We start from the raw sequence: 21,148 nt of genomic DNA, 5'->3' as shown, positions 1-21,148 counted from the left end.
TGGCCGGCACTGCGTTCCAGTCTAGGACAGCCGCGCACGACGATCAACGCACATGCGAGGCACGTTTGCACGCGAGGAAGAAACATTTACTTCGGACAAGAAAGCATTCACGTTGTCAGTCAGCGTTTCATAAATCGATATGAAAGAGGCGCTTGCCGGAAGCTCACGAACCCTATGGCGTTTTCATCGGTATTCGGCTATTAGTAGATTCGTCAGCGCACTGCATCGAAGCGTGACCGCCCATGCCGATCGCGCAAGCGGCTCTCTCGCCATAACGCAAATCATCGAAAACGGAGGCAGCGACGGCACATTCGAAGCTCGGGGCTCGCGTCCGGTGACATCGGCACGTCCATCCGTTTTCGCGCGTGGTTCACCGCGTACTGCGAGCAATCGACGGCGAGCGCGCCACCCTGCGCCCGCAACCTGTTAAGGCCATCCCACGGGGGAGGCGCTCATGGCGTTGGTGTCGGAACGAATACTGAATGGCTGGTTCGCGCGGGCATCGCGGGAAACGCACCGGATGCGCGCTCATCGGTGTCTGCCGGTCGCCGCGCTGGCGCTGATCTCGCTGGCCGCTTGCAGAAAGCCGCCTGCCGAAGCGCCGCGCGCCGCCGTCGATGTGACCGTCGTGACGGTTGCCACCAAGACGACGCCGGTGGAGTTCGAATTCACCGCGCAAACTCAAAGCTCGCGTGAAGTCGAGATACGCGCGCGCGTCGACGGCTTCCTCGAAAAGCGCATGTACACGGAAGGCGCACTCGTCGAAGCCAACCAGATCATGTTCCTGATGGACAAGCGCCCCTTCGAGGCCGCCCTGCAAACGGCCAAGGGCGCGCTGTCCCAGCAGCAGGCGCGGCTCCTCGTCACGAAGCAGAACCTCGGCCGCGTGCAGCCGCTCGCCGCGATGAACGCATTGAGCAAGAAGGATCTCGACGACGCCGTCGGCAACGAAAAGAGTGCGGAAGCCGCCGTGATCGCCGCGCAAGGCGAAGTGCAGACCGCGCAGCTCAATCTGAGCTATACGACGATCCGCTCGCCGCTCAAGGGCCTGTCCAGTTTTGCACGCGTGCAGGAAGGCAGTTACGTGACGCCGACGCAATCAGGCCTGCTCACGTATGTCTATCAGCTCGACCCGATGTGGGTGAACTTCAGCATCTCGGAGAACGAGTTGCTGACGTATCGCGAGCAGATACAGAAAGGCCAGTTGCGTTTTCCGCCCGACAACAAGTTCGATGTGACCGTCATTCAGGCCGATGGCTCCGTCTATCCGCAGACCGGGCGGATCGATTTCACGAATCCGGCCTTCAGCACGCAGACGGGCACCTTCCTCGTGCGCGCATCGTTTTCGAATCCCAAGGGCACGCTGCGTCCGGGCCAGTTCGTGAAGGCGCGCGTGTCGGGGGCGCTGCGGCCGAACGCGATTCTCGTGCCGCAACGCGCGGTGCTGCAAGGCGCGAAAAGCCACTTCGTATGGGTGCTCGACGATCAGTCGAAGCCGCATCAGCGTGTGATCGATGTCGGCGAGTGGCATGGCGACGACTGGTTCATTACCAGCGGCTTGCGCGCGGGCGAGCGTGTGATCGTCGATGGCGCGATCCGCGTCGGGGCCGATTCGCAAGTGCGCGTCGTAAGCGCGCCGGCTGAAGGCGCGCCGCCTGCCGCACCCGCCTCCGCTGCGATGTCGGCATCGGGCGCGCAGGCGTCGATCGGCAGCGCAAAGGCATCAGGCGAGAGCCAGCAGTGAGCAGGCCAGACTAAGCGGCTTAATCGAATAAGCGGAGCCACGGCGAGCGGAAAAGGCCAATGAACATCTCACATTTCTGCATCGACCGCCCGATTTTTGCCTCGGTCATCTCCATCATCATCACGCTCGGCGGCGCGCTGACGATGCTCGCGCTGCCGACCGCGCAATATCCCGACATCACGCCGCCGCAGATCACCATCTCCGCGACGTATCCGGGCGCGAGCGCCGACGTCGTCGCGAACAACGTGGCCGCGCCGATCGAGCAGCAGGTCAACGGCGCGGACAACATGATCTACATGAGCTCGTCGAGTTCATCGACGGGCAACCTGACGATCAACGCGTACTTCGAAATCGGCACGAACCCGGAACTCGCGCAAGTGGACGTGCAGAATCGCGTGAACCTCGCGTTGCCGCAACTGCCGCAATCGGTGACGGCGCAAGGCGTGCAGGTGCAGAAGAAGTCGCAGGCCTTCATGATGGTCGTCGCGATCTATTCGCCCGACGAGCGTTACGACGCCACTTACATCGCCAATTACGCGAACGTCTATGTGCTCGATGCGCTGAAGCGCATCCCGGGCGCGAATCAGTCGAGCATCTTCGGCACGCCGGACTACGCGATGCGCATCTGGCTCAAGCCCGACCGCATGGCGCAGCTCGGCATCACCGCCGCCGATATCCAACGCGCGGTCGCCAATCAGAATCAGCAGTTCGCGGTCGGCCGTCTCGGGCAATCGCCGACGGGCGCGCCGGTCGAGCAGTCGTTCGCGGTCACGACGACCGGGCGTCTCACCGAGCCTGCCGAATTCGAGAACATCATCATTCGCGCGGAATCGGGTGGCGCGGCGATCGTGCGGCTGAAGGACGTCGGGCGCGCGGAACTGGGGCAGAAGGATTACTCGATCCGCAGCCGCTTTCAGGGCAAGTCGGCGACGGTGCTAGCGGTGTATCAGCAGCCGGGCGCGAACGCGCTCGACGTATCGAAGCAGGTGCGCGCGCGTCTTGCGGAGATGAAGAAGACGTTCCCGGAAGGCATCGACTACCAGATCGCGATGGACACGACCGAGTTCACCCGCGCGTCCATCAGCGATGTCGTGCACACGTTCTTCGAAGCCGTGGTGCTCGTGGTGATCGTCGTGTTCGTGTTCCTGCAAAGCCTGCGCGCGACGCTGATTCCGGTGCTTGCAGTGCCGGTCTCCATCGTCGGCACGTTCATGGGCATGCAGGCGCTCGGCTTCTCGATCAACATGCTGACGCTGTTCGGCATGGTGCTCGCCATCGGCATCGTCGTGGACGATGCGATCGTCGTGATCGAAAACGTCGAGCGCAACATGACGGTCAACAAGCTGGACCCGAAGACCGCCGCGAAAAAGGCGATGGACGAAGTGGCCGGGCCGGTCGTCGCGATCGTGCTCGTGCTGTGCGCGGTGTTCGTGCCGGTGGCGTTTCTCGGCGGCATCACCGGGCAGATGTACAAGCAGTTCGCCATCACCATTGCGATATCGGTGGTGATATCGGGCATCGTCGCGCTGACGCTGTCGCCCGCGCTGGCCGCGCTGCTGCTGAAGCCCGGCCATCACGAGAAGAAAGGCTTCTTCCGCTGGTTCGATAACCAGTTCCTGCGGATGACGCACGGTTATACGCGCGTCGTGCGGCTCATCATCCGGCGCTTCGTGATCGCGCTGCTGCTCTTCGTGGGCATGATCGCGCTCGCCGTCGTGATGATGAAGGACATTCCCACTGCGTTCCTTCCGCCCGAAGATCAGGGCTATCTGCTGGGCGCGGTCATCATGCCCGACGCCGCATCGCTCGACCGCACGGGCGCGGTGTCCGATCGCGTGACCGAGTACTTCATGAAGCAGCCGGCCGTCGGCAGCATCGCGACGGTCGATGGCTTCAGCCTGCTCGACAGCCAGAACAAGAACAACGCATCGACGTTCTTCGTCGGCCTGAAGAGCTTCGACGACCGCTACAAGTCCGCGAACATCCGCACGCAAAACGCACGCGCCGTGCTCGTCGACGCATACAAGACGCTTTCGCAGATCAGTCAGGGCATCGTGGTGCCGCTGAATCCGCCGTCGATTCCGGGTCTCGGCACGACGGGCGGCACCGAAGTGTGGATACAGAGCAAGGGCGATACGACCATCGCGCAGTTCGCGGGCGTCGTGCAGGATTTCGTGCTCAAGGCGAAGTCGCGGCCGGAGCTGACCGGCGTCACATCGACCTTCAACGCGTCGTCGCAGCAACTGCTCGCCGACGTCGACCGCGACAAGGCCGAGACGCTCGGCGTGCCCGTCGAAGACGTCTATAGCGCGATGCAGACGATGTTCGGCTCGCTCTATGTCTCACAGTTCAACCGGTCGAGCCGGCTGTGGCAGGTGATTCTCCAGGCGGAGCCTTCGTACCGGCTGAAACCCGGCGACCTCACGCAGATTTTCGTGAAGAGCAAGACCGGCAGCATGGTGCCGCTCAAGTCCGTGGTCACCACGCGCTACGTGACCGGGCCGGATCTCATCACGCGCTTCAACAACTTCCCGGCGGTGAAGATCACCGCGAACGCCGCGCCGGGTTATTCGTCGGGTCAGGTGATTCAGGCGCTGGAGGAAGTCGGCGCGGGGCTGTCTTCCGACTACGGCCTCGCGTGGAGCGGCGAGGCGTACGAGGCGAAGCAGTCGGGCGGCACCTCGGGCCTCGTCTTCGTGTTCGGGCTCATCATGGTGTTCCTGATACTCGCCGCGCAATACGAGAAGTGGAGCCTGCCGCTCGGCGTGCTGATGGCCGTGCCGTTCGCCATCTTCGGCGCGCTGCTCGCGATTCTCTTGCGCGGGCTCAATAACGACGTGTACTTCCAGATCGGGCTCACGATGCTCGTCGCGCTGGCCGCGAAGAACGCGATCCTGATCTTCGAGTTCGCCGTGCTGAACGTGGAGGCCGGCAAGTCCGTGTTCGACGCTGCGATGTCCGCCGCCGAAGAGCGCCTGCGTCCGATCGTGATGACATCGCTCGCGTTCATCCTCGGCTGCGTGCCGCTCGCGATCGCGACGGGCGCATCGGCGAACAGCCGGCATTCGATCGGCACCGGCGTGATCGGCGGGATGCTCGGCGCGACGGCCATCGCCGTGTTCTTCATTCCGATGTTCTTCTGGGGACTCGAAACGATGTCCACGCGCAGGAAGAAAAAGGCCGCACAGGTGCCCGCGCCGACGCCGACCGATACCCACACACCCGGCGGAAGCGGCCCGAATGCGACGCCGTCGGCTCCGGACAAGGGGCACTGAGATGCGGCCCGACCGGTTTTTTCGCACACTGTCGGGCGTGATCGCCGCCGTATCGCTCGGCGGCTGCCTGCTCGGACCGAACTATTCTCGCCAGCCCGTGGAGACGCCCGCTACTTATCGCTTCGCCGCCACCGATGTCGCCGATACCGCCAACACCGAATGGTGGAAGCAGTTTCAGGACCCCGTTCTGGACGAACTGATTGCGACCGCGCTCGCCAACAACAAGGACGTGAAGATCGCGGCGGCGCGCGTCGAACAGTTCATGGGGCAGTTCGTCACGACGCGCTCCGCGTTGTTTCCGCAGATCGGCGCGGGCGCGACGGCGGCGCGGCAACGCTCGCCGCTCGGCGCGCTCCAGCAATTGCCGGGCGGCGTCGGGCCGGTCTATAACAGCTTCGAGTTGTCGGTGTCGGCTGCGTGGGAACTCGATCTGTTCGGACGCACCCGCCGCCTGACGGAAGCGGCGCGCGCCAATCTGCTGTCGAGCGAAGAAGGCAGGCGCGCGACGATTCTCTCGCTGGTCGCGTCGGTGGCGTCGTCGTATCTGAACCTGCGCAGTCTCGACAAGCAACTCGAGATCGCCAAGGCGACGACGGAAAGCCGCGCCGAATCCGTGCATGTGTTCACGCTGCGCTTCGAAGGCGGCGAAGTCTCGCAGATGGAACTCGCGCAGAGCCAGTCCGAATACGAAGCCTCGCTCGCGACGATTCCCCAGCTCGAAACGCAAATCGCGCAGCAGGAAGACGCGCTCTCGGTCCTGCTCGGCAGCAATCCCGGGCCGATCGTGCGCGGCTTGCAACTCGGCGCACTCGCGACGCCCGTGATACCGGCAGGCCTGCCGTCGGACCTGCTCGAACGGCGGCCCGACCTCTTGCAGGCGGAACAGGATCTGGTCGCGGCGAACGCGCTGATCGGCGCGGCGCGTGCGCTCTACTTCCCGCAAATCTCGCTGACGGGACTGCTCGGCACCGCGAGCACGCAATTCTCGTCGCTGTTCACCGGGCCGGCGCGCTTGTGGTCGTTCGCGGGTCAGGTCACGCAGCCGATCTTCACGGCGGGCAACATATCGGGCCAGGTGCAGACGGCGGAAGCGCAGCAACGCGCGGCGCTGCTCACGTATCAGAAGGCGATACAGGTGGCGTTTCAGGAAGTCGACGACGCGCTCATCCAGTCGCAAAAGCTCCACGAACAACTCGAAGTGCAGGGCCGTCAGGTAACGGCGCTATCGACCTACGCAAGGCTCGCGCGGGCGCGCTACGAAGGCGGCTATACGAGCTATATCGAAGTGCTGGACGCCGAGCGCAGCCTCTTCAACGCGCAGCTATCGGAGACGCAGACGCATGCGGCGGCCCTGGCATCGTTCGTCACGCTGTACAAGGCGATGGGCGGCGGCTGGGTCGTCACTGCCGACCAGATGACGACGCAGACGGCGACGACGCCCGCTGACGGAGCGAAGCCGGCCGCACCCGCGGCCCCGACGGTGCAATGAACATGGCAACCTCCACGGCGGCGCAGGATCGCGAGCTGACCGCGTGCCCCGAATGCGACCTGCTCCAGTTCGAGCATCCGGTGCCGCCCGGCGGCGCGCTGCGTTGCTGCCGATGCCGCGCCGTGCTCTACCGGCGGCGCCAGCGCGGTTTCGACCGCGCCCTTGCCTGCGCGATCGCGGCCTGCGTGCTGTGGCTGATCTCGAATGCGTTTCCGATCGTCGGATTGTCGGTCAATGGCGATCTCGTCGAGACGACGCTCTTCGGCGCGGTCCGCGTGCTGTATCGCGACGGCATGTGGCCGCTTGCGGGACTGATCTTCGTCACGACGATACTGATGCCAGCCGCGCACGCGCTCGGCATGGTCTGGCTGCTGTTGCCGCTCCATGTGCACCGGCGGCCGTATCGTGCGGACGCGGCGTTCCGGCTCTTGCGCATCGCGCGCGAGTGGGGCATGACCGAAGTGCTGATGCTCGGCCTCCTCGTCGCGGTCGTGAAGCTCGCGCATATCGCATCGGTGGTGACGGGGCCGGCGCTGTGGTCGCTCGCCGCGCTGATGCTGCTGCTCGTCGCGGCGGCGTCGGCGTTCGACGAGCGCGCGATGTGGCGCGGCGTCGACAGTGCATCGCTTGCAATGCCGGAAAGCCCGACGCTTAAAGGACGCACCGCATCGTCGAGCGGCATATGCGTCTGTCACGACTGCGGTCTCGCCACGCGCGGCGTGCTGCGGCATGAACATACGTGCTGCCCGCGATGCGGCGCGCGGCTGCATCTGCGCAAGCCGGCGAGTCTCTCGCGGACATGGGCGTATCTGATCGCGGCGGCGGTGCTCTACATACCCGCGAACCTGCTGCCGGTGATGAACACCAGTTCGCTTTTCGGCGCGCAGAAGGACACGATCATGAGCGGTGTCGCGTATCTGTGGACGTCGGGGTCGTGGCCGCTCGCGATCATCGTGTTCATTGCGAGCATCGCGGTGCCGATGCTCAAGATTCTCGCAATCGGCTATCTCGCGGCGAGCGTCAATCTGCGCATGACCCAGTACACGGCGCAACGCGCGCGCATCTACCGCATCGTCGAGATGGTCGGACGCTGGTCGATGCTCGATATCTACGTGATCGCCGTGCTCGTCGCGCTCGTGCAGTTCAGCGCGATGGCGACGATCGAAGCCGGGCCGGCCGCGATCGCGTTCGGCGCGGTCGTCGTGCTGACGATGCTCGCCGCGATGTCCTTCGATCCGCGCCTGATCTGGGACACGAGCGATGCGAAGGAGACGCCGCGATGAGCTCCCCGGGCGACCTTCCCGATGCCGAAGTCGTGCCGAAGAAGCGCTGGCGCATCCCGTGGATATGGGTCGTGCCGGCGCTCGCGGTGCTGATCGGCATCTGGCTCGCGGTGCAGACAGTGCTGCAAAAAGGCCCGGTCGTGACCATCACGTTCAAGACCGGCGAAGGGCTCGAAGCGGGCAAGACCAAGATCAAGTTCAAGGACGTGGACATCGGCATCGTCAAATCGGTGGCCCTTTCCAAGGACTACACGCGCGTCGTCGCGACGGCCGAGCTGACGCGCGATGCCGCGAACATGCTCGTCGACGATACGCGCTTCTGGGTCGTGCGTCCCCGCGTCGCGGGCGGCTCGGTGTCGGGCATCAGCACGCTGTTGTCGGGCGCGTATATCGGCATGGATATCGGGCGTCACAAGAACGTGCAGCGCGACTACGTGGGGCTGGAGACGCCGCCCGTCTTCGCGAGCGACGTGCCGGGGCGGCGGTTCATCCTTCGCTCGCCGGATCTCGGTTCCATCGATGTCGGCGCGCCAGTCTATTTCCGCCGGCTGCAAGTGGGCCAGGTGACGTCGTTCGAGCTCGACAAGGACGGCAGCGGCGTCACGCTGCAAGTGTTCATCAATTCGCCCTACGACCGCTACGTCAACGCCGATTCGCGCTTCTGGCAGGCGAGCGGACTCGATGTCACGCTCAGCACGGAGGGTCTCAAGGTCAACACGCAGTCGCTTGTCTCGATGCTGATCGGCGGTCTCGCGTTCGAAACGCCCGCCGTGTCGCTGAGCTGGGCGGAGGCCCCGGCCGATACGAGCTTCACGCTGTTCCAGACGCGTTCGGAAGCGCTGCGTGTGCAGGAACGCATCGTCGAGCATTATGTGTTCAACTTCACGGGTTCGGTGCGCGGCCTCGCAATCGGCGCGCCGGTGGAATTCCGGGGCATTCCCATCGGCGAGGTATCGGCCATCAATACCCGATTCGATCCGGCGACGGGGCGGATCAGCATTCCTGTCGAAGTGAAGCTGTATCCGGAGCGTTTCACGTCCCGCTTCGCGTCAGGCCCGAAGGGCGGGCGCATGGTGAGCGACCCGAAGGCGCTCGCGGATATGCTCGTCGCACAGGGCTTGCGCGCGCAGTTGCGCACCGGCAGCCTGCTGACCGGGCAGCTATACGTCGCGCTCGAATTTTTCCCGACCGCGAAGAAGGCGAGCGTCGACTGGAGCCGCACGCCGCCCGAACTGCCGACGACGCCGAGCGGACTCGATTCGCTGCAGGATTCGATCAACCGCATCATGACGCGCATCGACAAGCTGCCGATCGAGCAGCTTACCGCCAGCGCGCAGCAGACGCTCGACAACACGAGCCGGCTGATGCAGAACCTCAACACCGAGGTCGTGCCGCAAGCGGCGACGACGTTGATGGCCGCGCGCGCCGCGCTCGACGCCGCGCGATCGACCTTGCTGCCAGGCTCCGGCTTGCAGCAGGACACGACCGAAGCGATTCGCGAATTGACGCGCACGGCGGCGTCGTTCCGCAGCCTGGCGGATTATCTGCAGGAGCATCCCGAAGCGTTGCTGCGCGGAAAACCGGAGGACAAGAAGTGATGCGCCTTGCGTGGCTGTCCCTTACGATCATCGCCATGCTGGCGGCATGCGCGTCGCCGCGCGCGAGTTTCTATCGGCTGAGCACGGACGACACGCTGACGGCGACGGCTGTGCAACCGCCGGCGCGGCCGGTCATCGTGGGTCCGGTGACGGTGCCCGATCTCGTGGATCGCCCGCAGATCGTGACGCGCAACACGGACAACGAAGTGGCGCTCAATGAGTTCGCGCGCTGGGGCGAGCCGCTCAAGAGCAGTATCGCGGATGCGATCGCCGGCGATCTGACGGTCCTGCTTGGCTCGGACCGGGTGGCGGTGGCGTCGCGTGCGATACCCGAGACGCAGGCGTTGCGGGTGCGTGTGGATATTCAGCAATTTGAATCGATTGCGGGCGATGCGGTGACGATCGACGCGCGCTGGAGCGTGCGCGGCAATATGGACGATGCGGGGGCGACGGGGCGTTCGCTCGTGCGGGAAGCGGTGACGGGGCCGGATTTCGATGCGCTGGTGGCGGCGCATAGCCGCGCGTTGGGGAGGGTTAGCCGGGATATTGCGGGCGCGGTGGGGGGTGGGGGGCGTTGAGGGTGTGATCGCTATGCTGTTGCGAAATCTTCGATTGGCGGTTGCGATCGAAGACCAACGACGCGTCTCTCGCCGTACCACGGCGGCACGCCCGCTGTCATTATCTGAATTGAGTCCCTGACCACGCGCCGCCTCACAACACCCACCGCACAGCATCATCGAGCGCGGTTCCAGCGGGCGGCAAGTCCCGCCGCGCGATCCGCACGATCTCGACCGCACGCGTTTCCGGCGGCTGCATCGGCAGATACGCAAGCTCGAGCGTCACATTGGCGGCGGGCTCGTCGCTGCCCTCGTCCACGATCAGGTTCATCTGATTCACACGCAACGCGCGCTGCGTCACGCGAATCAACCTCGACGGCTCCCCGAACACGTCGATGATCGCGCCCAGCTGCTGCTCGACCGCTTCAGCGCGAGAGCCGAGCGCGGCGATCGCGGCTTCGTTATCGGCGATATCGTGCTGAAGCCGCGCAACGTCCGTCGACGCATCGGCGGACGCGGACGACGCGCCGCTCAAACCCGACATCCCCGCGCCGCGTCGTCCGAGCATCTGCATTCGTGCCGACAGCAGCGCCCGCGCTTCCTGTAGCGCCTCGCGCTGCGCTTCCCTTGCGCCGACGCGAGACATGCCTTCGAGCGCAAGCTGTTCGACCACGCGCAGCACGATCTCGTGCCTGAGCGCAGCGTCGGTCTCGTCGAAGATGCGGATGCGTTTGTCGTCGAAGCTCACCGCGACGCGCGGCACATCCGAGCGCAGCACGCCGCCTTCGTGAGCCACCGCCAGCACGCGTCGTTCGACGAAGCGGCTGCTCAGCACCGCATAAGCGTGCTCCGCGACGTAATGGACGTCGAACCAGCCGCGCAATTCGTGCGACTTGCCGATGGCTCGCGTGACGTCGTCCGCCGTCGCGAACATCGTCCGCAGATGCGGATCGTCGGCCCATGCAGCGGGGTTGGCATCGCGCGGCGCGGGCAAGCCATCGACGAGTGCTCGCGCATAACGCAGCGCCCCGCCGATGACCGGCGCGAGCCGCGCATCGTAGCGATTCGCCAGCCGAACATGCGGCGCAATCCGCACGACGCGGTCCAGTGCTTCACGCACGTCCCCTTTCGAAGCGCGCGCATCATCGCTCGCATTTCCGAATATTCGACGAAGGATGTTCATGCCATGATGTGCACGCCGCCATCGACATACAGGGTCTCTCCTGATACGCGCCGCGCGTAGGGCGTCGCGAGAAACGCGCACGTGAAGCCGACGTCCATGATGTCGACCAGTTCACCGAGCGGCGCACGCGCGGCGGCCTCGGTCAGCAACAGGTCGAAGTCCTTCAACCCCGATGCGGCGCGCGTCTTCAGCGGACCGGGCGATATCGCATGCACGCGGATGCCCTGCGGACCGAGTTCATAAGCGAGATAGCGCGCGCATGCCTCGAGCGCGGCCTTCACCGGACCCATGACGTTGTAGTTTGGAACGACCTTGTTCGCGCCGTGATAGCTCATCGTGAACATCGTGCCGCCGTTCTTCATCAGCGGGGCCGCGAGCCGCGCCATCCTCACGAACGAATGACACGAGATGTCCATTGCCGCCGCGAAGCCTTGCGCCGAGCAATTCAGCAAGCCGCCCTGAAGATCGTCCTTCGGCGCCCATGCAATCGAATGCACGAGGATATCGAGCACGCCCCATTCGCGTTCGATGCGCTCGAAGACCGCATCGAGTTCATCTTGCCGCGATGCATCGAGCGCCATGAACACCGGCGCTTCCAGTTGCCGCGCGAGCGGTTCGACATGAGGCTTCGCCTTGTCGCCGGCATACGTGATGGCAAGCTCCGCGCCCAGTTCGCGAAACGCCTTCGCGCAGCCATACGCGATCGAGTGCTCATTGGCGATGCCCGTAACCAGCGCCTTCGCGCCTTTGAGCGGCGGTTGCGGTGCGAGTGGCGTCATGCCGATGCTCCTTGTGTCAACGCGAGCGTATGGCGCGCGATCATCAGTTCCTCGTTGGTCGGCACGACCCACGCGCTGACCTTGCTCGATGGCGTGCTGACGCGCGGGCCGCCGCGCGCGTTGGCGGCGTCATCGAGTTCGATGCCCCACCATCGCGCCTCCTCGCACACGCGCCGCCGGATCTCCGCCGAATGCTGGCCGATGCCCGCCGTGAAGACGAGCGCATCGAGGCCGTGCAGCGCGGCGCCCATCGACCCGAGCTCGCGGCAGATGCGGTACACGTAGAGGTCGATGGCGAAGACGGCGCGCGCGTCGTCGGCGGCAAGCAGCGCACGCATGTCGCCCGAGATCCCCGATACGCCGAGCAGCCCCGAACGCCGGTACAGCAAGTCTTCGATTTCGCGCGCATCCATGCCCAGTTCATCGAGCAGATAGAGCACGACGCCCGGATCGAGCGTGCCGCAGCGGGTGCCCATCATGAGACCGTCGACGGCAGTAAAGCCCATCGTGCTCGCGACACTCCTGCCCGCCCGCAGCGCGCACAGGCTCGCCCCGTTGCCCAAATGCGCGACCACGGTGCGCCCCGTCGCCGCTTCCGGCGCGATATCCGGCAACACGCTCGCGATGTACTCATACGACAGGCCATGAAAGCCGTAGCGCCGCACACCCTTCTTCGTCACCGACTCCGGCAGCGCGAAGGCCTGCGCAAGCGGCGGTTGCGTCGTGTGGAACGCGGTGTCGAAACAGGCGACTTGCGGCATCGACGGCATGCGCTCTGCGATGATTCGCATCGGCCTCAGGTTGTGCGGCTGATGCAGCGGCGCGAGCGGCGCGAGCGTTTCGAGTTCGTCGAGGATATCGGCGGTGGCGAGCACCGGCTGCGTGAAATGCGCGCCGCCATGCACCACGCGATGCCCCACCGCGACAAGCCGATGCCCGCCGCCCTGCCCGCGCAGAAAGTCAGCGATATGCGTGATGGCTTCGGCGTGCGAAAGCTGCACGCCTTCGCCCCACGCGTGTTCGCCGGCCGGCTGGCCGTGCGCATCGAACGCGGCGAAGCGCGGCGAACTGAAGAGCCCTTCGGCCTGCCCGTGTACCACGAGCGCGAGACCGCCGGAGCCGCCGGCATCGAACGCGCAGAACTTCAGGCTCGACGAACCCGCGTTCAGAACGAGAATGAGGTCGGCCATCGCATTACCCCAGCAGTTGCGCTTCCTCGGCGCGCTTGGCGGCGACGAGCGACGCCACGGCGCACGACGCCAGCCGCGATTGCAGCGAGTCGGCCCGGCTCGTGAGGATGATCGGCACGCGCGCACCGAGCACGATGCCCGCCGCATCCGCACCCGCGAGAAACGACAGGCTCTTCGCGAGCATGTTGCCGGCTTCGAGATCGGGAACGAGCAGCACGTTCGCACGCCCCGCGACCGGCGAATCGATCTTCTTGGCACGCGCGGCTTCGGGGTCGATCGCGTTGTCGAGCGCGAGCGGGCCGTCGACGAGCGCGCCCGTGATCTGATGCCGGTCCACCATCTTGCAGAGCGCGGCGGCTTCGAGCGTCGATGGCACCTTCGGGTTCACCGTCTCCATCGCGGAGAGAATCGCTACGCGCACTTCGGGCATGCGCAGCGCGTGGCCCAGATCGATCGCGTTTTGCAGGATATCGACCTTGTCCGCAAGCGTGGGCGCGATGTTGATCGCCGCATCGGTGATGAGAAGCACGTTCTCGTGGCCCGGCACGTCCATCAGAAAGCAATGACTCACGCGCCGCGCGGTGCGCAGTCCGCCTTCGCGCGCGACGACGGCGGCCATCAGTTCGTCGGTATGCAGGCTGCCTTTCATCAACGCTTCTGCCTTGGCTTCGCGCACCAGCTCGACTGCCAGCTTCGCGGCTGCGTGGCTGTGCGGGGCATCGACGATAGGAAAGCCGGCGATCTTCAGGCCATGCTCCTCGGCCACTTCTTGGATACGTTCGCGCGGCCCGACCAGATAAGGCTTGATCAGCCCCATTGCCGCCGCTTCGACCGCGCTTTCCAGCGATGTGCGGTCACACGGATGCGCGATCGCGGTCGCGAGCGGCGGCAGCGTCTTGCAGATTTCGATGAGCCGCTGGTACTTCTCGTGCGTGTGCTCCATATCATCTCCTTCAATGCGCTTGCGCCGATCCCTTCGCCTGCCTCGGCTGCTTCGCCGGCTTCTCGGCCTGCACGGGCAGCACCGCACGGATGCGCGCGAGCATCTCGCGCTGCGCGGCGGTCGGCTCCACACTTTGCACGCGGCTATCGGCGAGCAGCGTATCGATGAATGTGAGCAGCTTCTTGCGTTCATCAGAATCGCGAAGTAACTCCGGCAGTGTCGCGAGCGCCTGCTCGGGCTCCAGCCGCACGACGATCTCCTGCTCGCCGCGCAGCCTCCGCCATGCGTCGGGCGGCATCTGCGGCACGTAGTGCGCGTACTCTCGCGTGAGTTCCTGCCGCAGCAGCATGCGTGCGAACGGAATCGGCTGGTCATGCTGCACCAGCAGACACGCGACACGCGCGAGCGCCTCCGGATAGCCGCCACGCGCGATCCCCGCCAGCGCTTCCTGCACGAACGGCAGATCGCGCGGATCGGCCGGTTCGTGCGTGGCCGCCCGGCCATCGGCGGTTTGCGCGTGGTGCGTCGAGAACATGTTTCCGTAGATGGAGAAGAAAAGGCTCTCGGTGGCCGCATCGCGCATCGCGCGATAGAAGTCGAGGCCCGCGCTCAGCATGTCCGATCCGAAATGCTCGGCTGCATGCCATGCGCCCGGCGCGGCCTCGGGCTTGCGCGCGGCTTTCGCCGCATCGGCTGCGGGGCCGAGCCACGCGAGCCACGGATTCATATCGGACACCATCCAGCGTTGCGCGCGCAACGGATGAAACTGCCGCAGCCAGGTCGCGCTCACATCGTTAGACATCGCCTGCACGAACGGCTGCGCGAAAAGCTCGTAGGCGCGCTGATTGAAGTCCGATACCTGCTGAACCGCCTTGAACGGCAATTCGTCGATGCGTTCGAAGCGATTGAAGCGCGCGACGACCTCCTCCAGCCGATGCTCACGGAACGAGACGTCGTATTCAGTCGCGCCGTCCGCCGTCTTTCGCTCGGCGATCTCCATGCCGTACAGCCCCGGCGGAAACGATTCGATCGCCTCCAGCACCGATGCAATCTGCGTGTATTCCTTCTTCGCGACCTTGCCGCTCACGAAGATGCCGAGATGCCCGATATCCTGATGCATGAGCCCGACGATCACCTGTCCGCGCGACTTTATTTCCTCGGTGCTGCCATAGACATCGGCGACCCAGTTGAACGCCTGTTGCGGCGGCGTGATGTTGTCGCCGAGCGAGGCAAAAAGAACGATCGGCGACTTGATCGCGCGAAGATCGAACGACACGCCTTCCATGCCGCGCACTTCGCCCGACCACAGCTTGTTGCCGACGAAAAGATTGCGCGTGATCCATTCGATCTCGTCGCGGTTCATCAGGTAGTAGGCGCCCCACCATCGTTCGAAGTCGAGGAAGCGCGGCGGCTCGCTGTCGATGTTCGCGTAGAGGTGATAGTACTTGTCCCACAGGCTGTTCGCCGGGTTGAGCGATTCGAAGTTCTGCACCAGATGCGCGCCGTCGAACTTGCCGTTGCCGAGGTCCGCGGTGAACGACGCGAGCCACGTGCCGCCCAGCATGCCGCCGGAATAGCGCATCGGGTTATCGCCCTCGCCTTCGCTCCATGCGCCACTCCAGTACGACATCGGCGCACCGTTGATGACGAGCGGGCCTGTTTCGTCCGGCTCGGAACTGGCCAGCATCATCGCGGCCCAGCCGCCCTGGCAGTTGCCGACGATCGCGGGCTTGCGGCTCTCGGGATGCAATGCGCGCACGTGCTTCACGAAGCGCTGTTCGGCGGCGCAGACATCGAGCAGCGTCTGGCCCGGCTGTGGATCGCGAAAGAACGTGACGAAGTAGACCGGATGACCCGCACGCAATGCGACGCCCACTTGCGAGTCGTCCTTGAAGCCGCCGATGCCCGGACCATGCCCCGCGCGGGGATCGATGATGAGGTAAGGCCGCTTCTTGTCGTCGATCACGACGCCTTGCGGCGGCACGATACGCAGCAACGCATAGTTCACCGGCCGCGAAAAGCCGCGACCGTCGAGAAGCATTTCGTACTCGAAATGCAGCACCGGTTCGGAGCCGCGCTTCGCCTGCTCGACGAACTGATTGCCGCGCCGGCGCAGCGTATCCCAGAAGAGGATCGAACGCTGAAACACGTCGACCGCATAGTCGTAGCCGTTCGAACTGGCGTGGCCGTTGTCGAGCAGATGCTTGCCCGCCGCGCGGACCCGCTCATCGTATTGCTGCTGCGCGGTTTGCGCGCGCTTCTGAAACACCCGTGTGACCTTGCCCGCAATGTCCTGACTGCGGGCGAACTGATCTGCATACGTCATGGCGCGGCCTCCGCGACGAGAGCTTGAGAGGGAAACGCTTACAACAGAGACGGGGGCTGCTCTCGTGGATGATTCGATTCGTTCAGCCCAACTGATCGATGGCACGACATGGCATTGATACCATCGACGAAGCCCGCGCGCAACGTGGCTTCCATCGGCAGATGAAGCGGACCGCGCCTAGAAGCGCTCGGGCACGTACCGCAAAGGACGATCGTTCTCGCGATAGCCCTCGGGCTTCTGCCGCTTCGGCAGCTTCACCTTCTCGCGCGGAACGTCGGTGTAGGGGATGTTCGTCAGCATGTGGCTGATCATGTTGAGCCGCGCCCGCCGCTTGTCGTCCGAGCGCACGACGTACCACGGCGCGTGCTCGGTGTCGGTTGCGGCGAACATCTCGTCGCGTGCGCGCGAGTAGTCGTACCAGCGGCTATAGGAGCGCAGGTCCATCGGCGAGAGCTTCCAGATCTTGCGCTCGTCGCGGATGCGCGCCTCCAGGCGGCGCGTCTGTTCCTCCTGACCCACTTCGAGCCAGTACTTCAGCAGGATCACACCCGAATCGATGATCGCGCGCTCGACGAGCGGCACGCCGCGCAAGAAGGTGTCCGCCTGTTCCTGCGTGCAGAAGCCCATCACGCGTTCGACGCCCGCGCGGTTGTACCAGCTCCGGTCGAAGAGCGTGATCTCGCCTGCTGCGGGCAGATGCGGCAGATACCGCTGCACGTACATCTGCGTCTTTTCGCGTTCGGTCGGCGCGGGCAGCGCCACCACGCGAAAGATGCGCGGGCTCACGCGCTCGGTGATCGCCTTGATGGTGCCGCCCTTGCCGGCGCCATCGCGTCCCTCGAACACGACGCAGATCTTCGCGCCGGCATGCACGACCCATTGCTGCACCTTCACGAGTTCCACGTGCAGGCGCGCCAGTTCCTTTTCATAAGCCTTGGCGCTCAAACGCTCATGCTCCGCGACGGCCTCGTTCACGTTCATTGCGTTTCTCCCGCGTCATTCAATGCTCGTGACGCTCCGGCATGACCTGCACCACGAGCTTGCGATCCTTCCAGAGCATGTTGTGCAGGCGCGGCTGGAAGCGGCGCAGCACATGCGGCTCCACCGAGTCGAAGGTCACCACCGCCGCCGGACGTTCGCCGGTGCCCGGCACGCGTTTGATCGAATCGAAAGAAGGGAACCCGTATTTACAGAGGAACTCGCGGATCTCATCATCCGTCGTGTCCTCGTCGACATTGCCTAGCCAGAGATCGCCCATTGCGACACCCTCCATCGCCTGGCGGGCTATCCCGCCGCTTCGGTCAGCATCCGATTCGTTCGCCCGCCCCGCGTTGCAGCTTTTATAGCGTAGTACACATTCGGGCCGATCATCACGCTTACGCGCATATTTCTACTTGCGTTGCGCGAGCGGATTCAGCGCGGCCACGAAGATGACGATGCCGATGGCGAGCGCCAGCATCCCATAACGGAATTCCGGCCGTATGTCATAGATGAGGCCGTGGATGGTTCCGTAGAGCCCGCCCAGCCAGATGAACACACCAATGGCCGCGATCACCATTCGAAGCTCGGTTCGTTGCATCGATGCCTCCATGACGTGCGTGATGCGTGGGACTTGGCGCGCGTGAATGCTTGCATTACATTGTTTCCGTGCGCATTCCAGGCAAGCGCGCGGACAACCGCTTTGCTCGTACAACCGTAGATGGCGCAAAGCGACGTGCGGCCATCAACCGTTCAACGTATCGCCGGGACGCCTTGCATGCAACAGCCGATACGCTCATTGCGCCGGTCCTGCGCCGCGTCGTTGCTCGCGGCGTCGGTGGCCCTGGCATCCGCGGCAGCGCACGCGCAAGCCGCGCCGGCGGCGCCGGGGGACCGCACCGTCATCGCCGGCAACGTGAAGCGCTACGCCGACGCCGTGCTCGCCATCATGTCCTACACCGCCGTGCCCGACGTGACGACCAGTTCGCTTTCGATCAACAGCGGCTCCACGGGCGATCCCGGATTCGGCCAGACGCAGCTCGGCGGCGGCTTCACCATCAGCAAGTCCTTTCCTCTCTATCTCGAAGGCACGCTCGCGTATAGCCGCTACGATCCGACCTTTGTCGCCACGGACGGCAACCAGCAACGCGCCGTCCCGACACGATGGAACACCGCGAGCACGACAGTCGGCATCGGCTGGGACTTTCCCATCACCGACGAACTGCGCATCCGGCCGATACTCAACGGCATGGTCGGCCGCGTTGCGAGCGACCTGCGCGTCGCGCAAACGCTTTTCAATCACGCAGCCGACGCCAACCTCCAGTTTCTCGAAGACGGCGCGCTCAACGCGTATGGCGTCGGCGGCTCGCTGATGCTCGATCTGGAGCACTATCGCGAGCACTACGAGGTCGATGTCGAACTGCGCGCCACCGATATTCATCTGCGCAGTTTCGGCAGTTCGTCGGACGCCGTGCAAGGCTCGGCGAACTCACAGCAGTTCAGCCTGTGGGCGCGCTGGCGTGCGCCGACCGGGCTCGTCGCACTCGACAAGCCGCTGCGCTACGTGCTCGAAACCGCCTACACGCACTACTTTGGCGACAGCGCCGGCGTGCTCGGTTTCAACGACCTGACATCGCTCGGCGTCGGGCTCGAACTCGACAGCAGCAAATATCCGATCGTCATCACGCGCACGCGGGCGATGGTGCGATACGTCTTCGGCCATAACGTGCACGGCGTGTCCTTCGGCTTCGCGGTCAGCTTCTGATGCACGCTTCGACGCCTCGCCGGGCTACTTTTTCTTGATGCGCCGCTCGCCGCCGGCGGTCTTGCAGGCCGTCGGCGTCCAGCTTTGCGTCTGTCCTTTCGCGACGGCCACCAGCGTCACCTGACGGCATCGCTCGCCGCCGTTGGATGCCGTATCGCGAGGCGTCACCGTCCCTTCGATATGCACCGGATTGCCCGTGCCCTCGTTGCTCCACTTCATCGTTTCGCCATCCTTGTTCGATTCGAGCGCGCGTTGCGCCGCGCGATTCAATGCTTGCCGGTCAGGCGGCTTCATGTAGCTGACCGGCGTGTCCTTCAGGAAGTTGAGGTTATTGGCGAAGACGCTCGCGCACGGCAGCGCCAGCGCGGCGCACAGGATGCATCGCGTGAGACGGCACGACGAAACGCGGGATGGCGCAATCATCGTTGAGGTCCTGTCATAACACGTTCCGCTGGCTCGGATCGTAGCGGGGATCGGGCTGCCTTTGCGTCTGCCGGAGCACGCCCTGCGGGTCGAAATAAAAATGGAACAGCAGATGGTCGATGTTGTTCTCGACATATCGATACGACCACACTTCGCGATCCATCCGCTTGAAATACGACGTCTCGAACGGGCGGCCGAAATGCGTCAGCACGTCGTCGCGCGTCCACTTGCCGATTTCCGCGCGATAAAACTCGTTGTCCTGAAGCACTTGCCGCACACTCAGGACTTTGCCCGATGCGTCGACGTCGACGGCCGTAGTGGTCGAACCCATCGGCTGAGTCGGCCACATCAGGCGCTTGCCGCCGCCGGGCAGATCGTAGCTTTCCTTCGGCGGGCCCAGACGCGCGACGATCGCCTGCTGATCCATCCCGGCGTCGACGCGCGCCTCCTGCTGCGCACAACCGGCGAAGGCCAGCACGGCGCATGCGATTGCAAGGCCCCCTGCGTTGGGTTTCATTGGGTCTTCGCTGGTTCGACGGAAATGGCCAGCGCCTCTGTAAAGACCGCCTTTACCTGGTTGCCCTTCTTGACCTGCTTCAGGCGATCGGGGTCCTCGACGAGCAGATGCACCGTCTCGCCGCGCGGCCCGCGCAGCGTCACCGTTTTCGAGTTGCGATCGACCGCGATCACATCGGCGATGATCGTCACCTCGCGGCCGATCTCGCCGCCCGGCTTCGCGCCCTTCGGCGCACGCGCTTCGATATCCTTCTCGGTGCGCGAGACCGGGGTCTTCGCATCGACGAGGCTCAAAGTCAGCGATTCGCGATACTGCGTGGTAACGATGTCGCCGATCTTGAGCTGGTCGAAGTTGCGCGCTTCCTGCGTCACTTCGAGTTCGAGCACCTTGCCCGCCTTGGTCTTGAGCGTGACCGTGCGCGTGGCCGGGTCGATGCCGACGATCGTTGCCGTCACTTTCGCGACGCCCTGCACCGATGCGCTATCCGGTCCTCTCACGATGCTCATGTCCGTTTCGGGTTCGGCGGACAGGACGCTTGCGGAAACCGCAAGGCATGACAGCAAAAGCAGGCTCATGCGCTTCATCATCTCCCTCCTTTGAAAACGCTCGTGACGGTTCGCCGTTACTGGATCGAGTAGCCGCGCCCTTGCATGCAAGCCGCCCACGCTCGGTAATAGGTGGACATCGCGCCCTGACTCTGCGCCTGTGCATTGGCCTGCTGTTCGCGCCGGTTCTGCCGCGCGCGCGCGCCGCCCGCCATCGTGCCGGCTGTTGCGCCGATGGCCGCGCCCTTGCCCGCGTCGCCCGCGATGGCGCCGATCACCGCGCCGCCCGCAGCGCCGCGCGCCGCACCGCCGACGCGCTCGCCGCCGCCGACAGCCGGTCCGCTTTGCGGCGGCGGCGCCGTCGATGCGGTCGCCGGATCGATGCCCGTGTTGCTTTTAGCCCAGCTATAGCAGGCGCCGTCGTCCTGCTGCTGCTTTTGCGCGCTCTGCCCTTTCGACGGATAAGCGATCGGCTTGCCTTGCGCCATGACGTCGAGCGTCAGGGCGGCGATCACGATGGCACAGCTGGCTCGCAATGTCTTTGCGTTCATGT

19 protein-coding genes are annotated in these 21,148 nt (G+C 64.8%); 7 read left to right on the top strand and 12 right to left on the bottom strand.

What is annotated here, in order from left to right; genetic code table 11:
• The first annotated feature begins 454 nt into the window (after window positions 1–454).
• Genes AB6804_RS23630 through AB6804_RS23605 form a run of 6 tightly spaced genes read left to right on the top strand, consistent with a single transcriptional unit; the run spans window position 455 to window position 9,967 of the window.
• Window positions 455–1,744 carry an efflux RND transporter periplasmic adaptor subunit gene (locus AB6804_RS23630; protein ID WP_370888543.1) on the top strand — a complete coding sequence of 430 codons (1,290 nt, stop codon included), beginning with the start codon at window positions 455–457 and terminating at the stop codon, window positions 1,742–1,744.
• Between the two features lie 59 nt (window positions 1,745–1,803).
• Window positions 1,804–5,019, top strand: a complete 3,216-nt coding sequence (locus tag AB6804_RS23625) for an efflux RND transporter permease subunit (protein ID WP_370888542.1) — start codon at window positions 1,804–1,806, stop codon at window positions 5,017–5,019.
• A gap of 1 nt (window position 5,020) precedes the next feature.
• Window positions 5,021–6,508, top strand: a complete 1,488-nt coding sequence (locus tag AB6804_RS23620; protein WP_370888541.1) for an efflux transporter outer membrane subunit — start codon at window positions 5,021–5,023, stop codon at window positions 6,506–6,508.
• Between the two features lie 2 nt (window positions 6,509–6,510).
• Complete coding sequence (locus tag AB6804_RS23615) at window positions 6,511–7,791, top strand: paraquat-inducible protein A (RefSeq protein ID WP_370888540.1); 1,281 nt, start codon at window positions 6,511–6,513, stop codon at window positions 7,789–7,791.
• Entirely contained in the window at window positions 7,788–9,389 is a 1,602-nt protein-coding gene (locus AB6804_RS23610; protein WP_370888539.1) for an intermembrane transport protein PqiB, read from the top strand. The genes AB6804_RS23615 and AB6804_RS23610 overlap by 4 nt, the downstream gene beginning before the upstream one ends.
• Entirely contained in the window at window positions 9,389–9,967 is a 579-nt protein-coding gene (locus AB6804_RS23605) for a membrane integrity-associated transporter subunit PqiC (RefSeq protein ID WP_370888556.1), read from the top strand. The genes AB6804_RS23610 and AB6804_RS23605 overlap by 1 nt, the downstream gene beginning before the upstream one ends.
• 133 nt (window positions 9,968–10,100) lie before the next feature.
• On the opposite strand, the gene AB6804_RS23600 is transcribed toward AB6804_RS23605, so the two are convergent.
• The 8 genes from AB6804_RS23600 to AB6804_RS23565 form a co-directional block, all read right to left on the bottom strand.
• Window positions 10,101–11,066, bottom strand: coding sequence for a hypothetical protein (locus tag AB6804_RS23600; RefSeq protein WP_370888538.1), 966 nt, complete (start codon window positions 11,064–11,066; stop codon window positions 10,101–10,103).
• A gap of 59 nt (window positions 11,067–11,125) precedes the next feature.
• Window positions 11,126–11,908, bottom strand: coding sequence for an enoyl-ACP reductase FabI (gene fabI, locus AB6804_RS23595; protein WP_370888537.1), 783 nt, complete (start codon window positions 11,906–11,908; stop codon window positions 11,126–11,128).
• Complete coding sequence (locus AB6804_RS23590) at window positions 11,905–13,098, bottom strand: acetate/propionate family kinase (RefSeq protein ID WP_370888536.1); 1,194 nt, start codon at window positions 13,096–13,098, stop codon at window positions 11,905–11,907. The genes fabI and AB6804_RS23590 overlap by 4 nt, the downstream gene beginning before the upstream one ends.
• Window positions 13,099–13,102: 4 nt before the next feature.
• Window positions 13,103–14,041 carry a phosphate acetyltransferase gene (locus AB6804_RS23585; RefSeq protein ID WP_370888535.1) on the bottom strand — a complete coding sequence of 313 codons (939 nt, stop codon included), beginning with the start codon at window positions 14,039–14,041 and terminating at the stop codon, window positions 13,103–13,105.
• Window positions 14,042–14,051: 10 nt separating this feature from the next.
• Window positions 14,052–16,367, bottom strand: a complete 2,316-nt coding sequence (locus AB6804_RS23580; RefSeq protein WP_370888534.1) for a DUF3141 domain-containing protein — start codon at window positions 16,365–16,367, stop codon at window positions 14,052–14,054.
• A gap of 177 nt (window positions 16,368–16,544) precedes the next feature.
• On the bottom strand, window positions 16,545–17,348 hold the full coding sequence (gene ppk2, locus AB6804_RS23575; protein WP_370888533.1) for a polyphosphate kinase 2: 804 nt from the start codon (window positions 17,346–17,348) through the stop codon (window positions 16,545–16,547).
• Between the two features lie 19 nt (window positions 17,349–17,367).
• Window positions 17,368–17,625 (bottom strand): RNA recognition motif domain-containing protein, encoded by a 258-nt coding sequence (locus AB6804_RS23570; RefSeq protein ID WP_370888532.1) that lies wholly within the window; start codon window positions 17,623–17,625, stop codon window positions 17,368–17,370.
• Window positions 17,626–17,757: 132 nt separating this feature from the next.
• The gene (locus AB6804_RS23565; protein ID WP_244796426.1) at window positions 17,758–17,946 is read right to left on the bottom strand and encodes a DUF2964 family protein; all 189 of its coding nucleotides are present in this window, start codon (window positions 17,944–17,946) and stop codon (window positions 17,758–17,760) included.
• A gap of 177 nt (window positions 17,947–18,123) precedes the next feature.
• Here AB6804_RS23565 and AB6804_RS23560 point away from each other — a divergent pair, with 177 nt between their 5' ends.
• Complete coding sequence (locus AB6804_RS23560) at window positions 18,124–19,110, top strand: hypothetical protein (RefSeq protein WP_370888531.1); 987 nt, start codon at window positions 18,124–18,126, stop codon at window positions 19,108–19,110.
• A gap of 24 nt (window positions 19,111–19,134) precedes the next feature.
• On the opposite strand, the gene AB6804_RS23555 is transcribed toward AB6804_RS23560, so the two are convergent.
• Genes AB6804_RS23555 through AB6804_RS23540 form a run of 4 tightly spaced genes read right to left on the bottom strand, consistent with a single transcriptional unit; the run spans window position 19,135 to window position 21,146 of the window.
• Entirely contained in the window at window positions 19,135–19,533 is a 399-nt protein-coding gene (locus AB6804_RS23555; protein ID WP_370888530.1) for a hypothetical protein, read from the bottom strand.
• Window positions 19,534–19,546: 13 nt separating this feature from the next.
• On the bottom strand, window positions 19,547–20,050 hold the full coding sequence (locus AB6804_RS23550) for a hypothetical protein (protein ID WP_370888529.1): 504 nt from the start codon (window positions 20,048–20,050) through the stop codon (window positions 19,547–19,549).
• Window positions 20,047–20,634, bottom strand: a complete 588-nt coding sequence (locus AB6804_RS23545; protein WP_370888555.1) for a hypothetical protein — start codon at window positions 20,632–20,634, stop codon at window positions 20,047–20,049. Before AB6804_RS23545 ends, AB6804_RS23550 begins: the two co-directional genes overlap by 4 nt.
• Window positions 20,635–20,672: 38 nt before the next feature.
• Window positions 20,673–21,146 carry a glycine zipper domain-containing protein gene (locus tag AB6804_RS23540; RefSeq protein WP_370888528.1) on the bottom strand — a complete coding sequence of 158 codons (474 nt, stop codon included), beginning with the start codon at window positions 21,144–21,146 and terminating at the stop codon, window positions 20,673–20,675.
• Window positions 21,147–21,148 lie beyond the last annotated feature (2 nt).

The sequence above is a fragment of the Caballeronia sp. RCC_10 genome, assembly GCF_041360715.1.
GTDB lineage: Bacteria > Pseudomonadota > Gammaproteobacteria > Burkholderiales > Burkholderiaceae > Caballeronia > Caballeronia grimmiae.
Note: the sequence above shows the minus strand (reverse complement) of the source record. Positions and strands in the feature narration are given on the sequence as shown.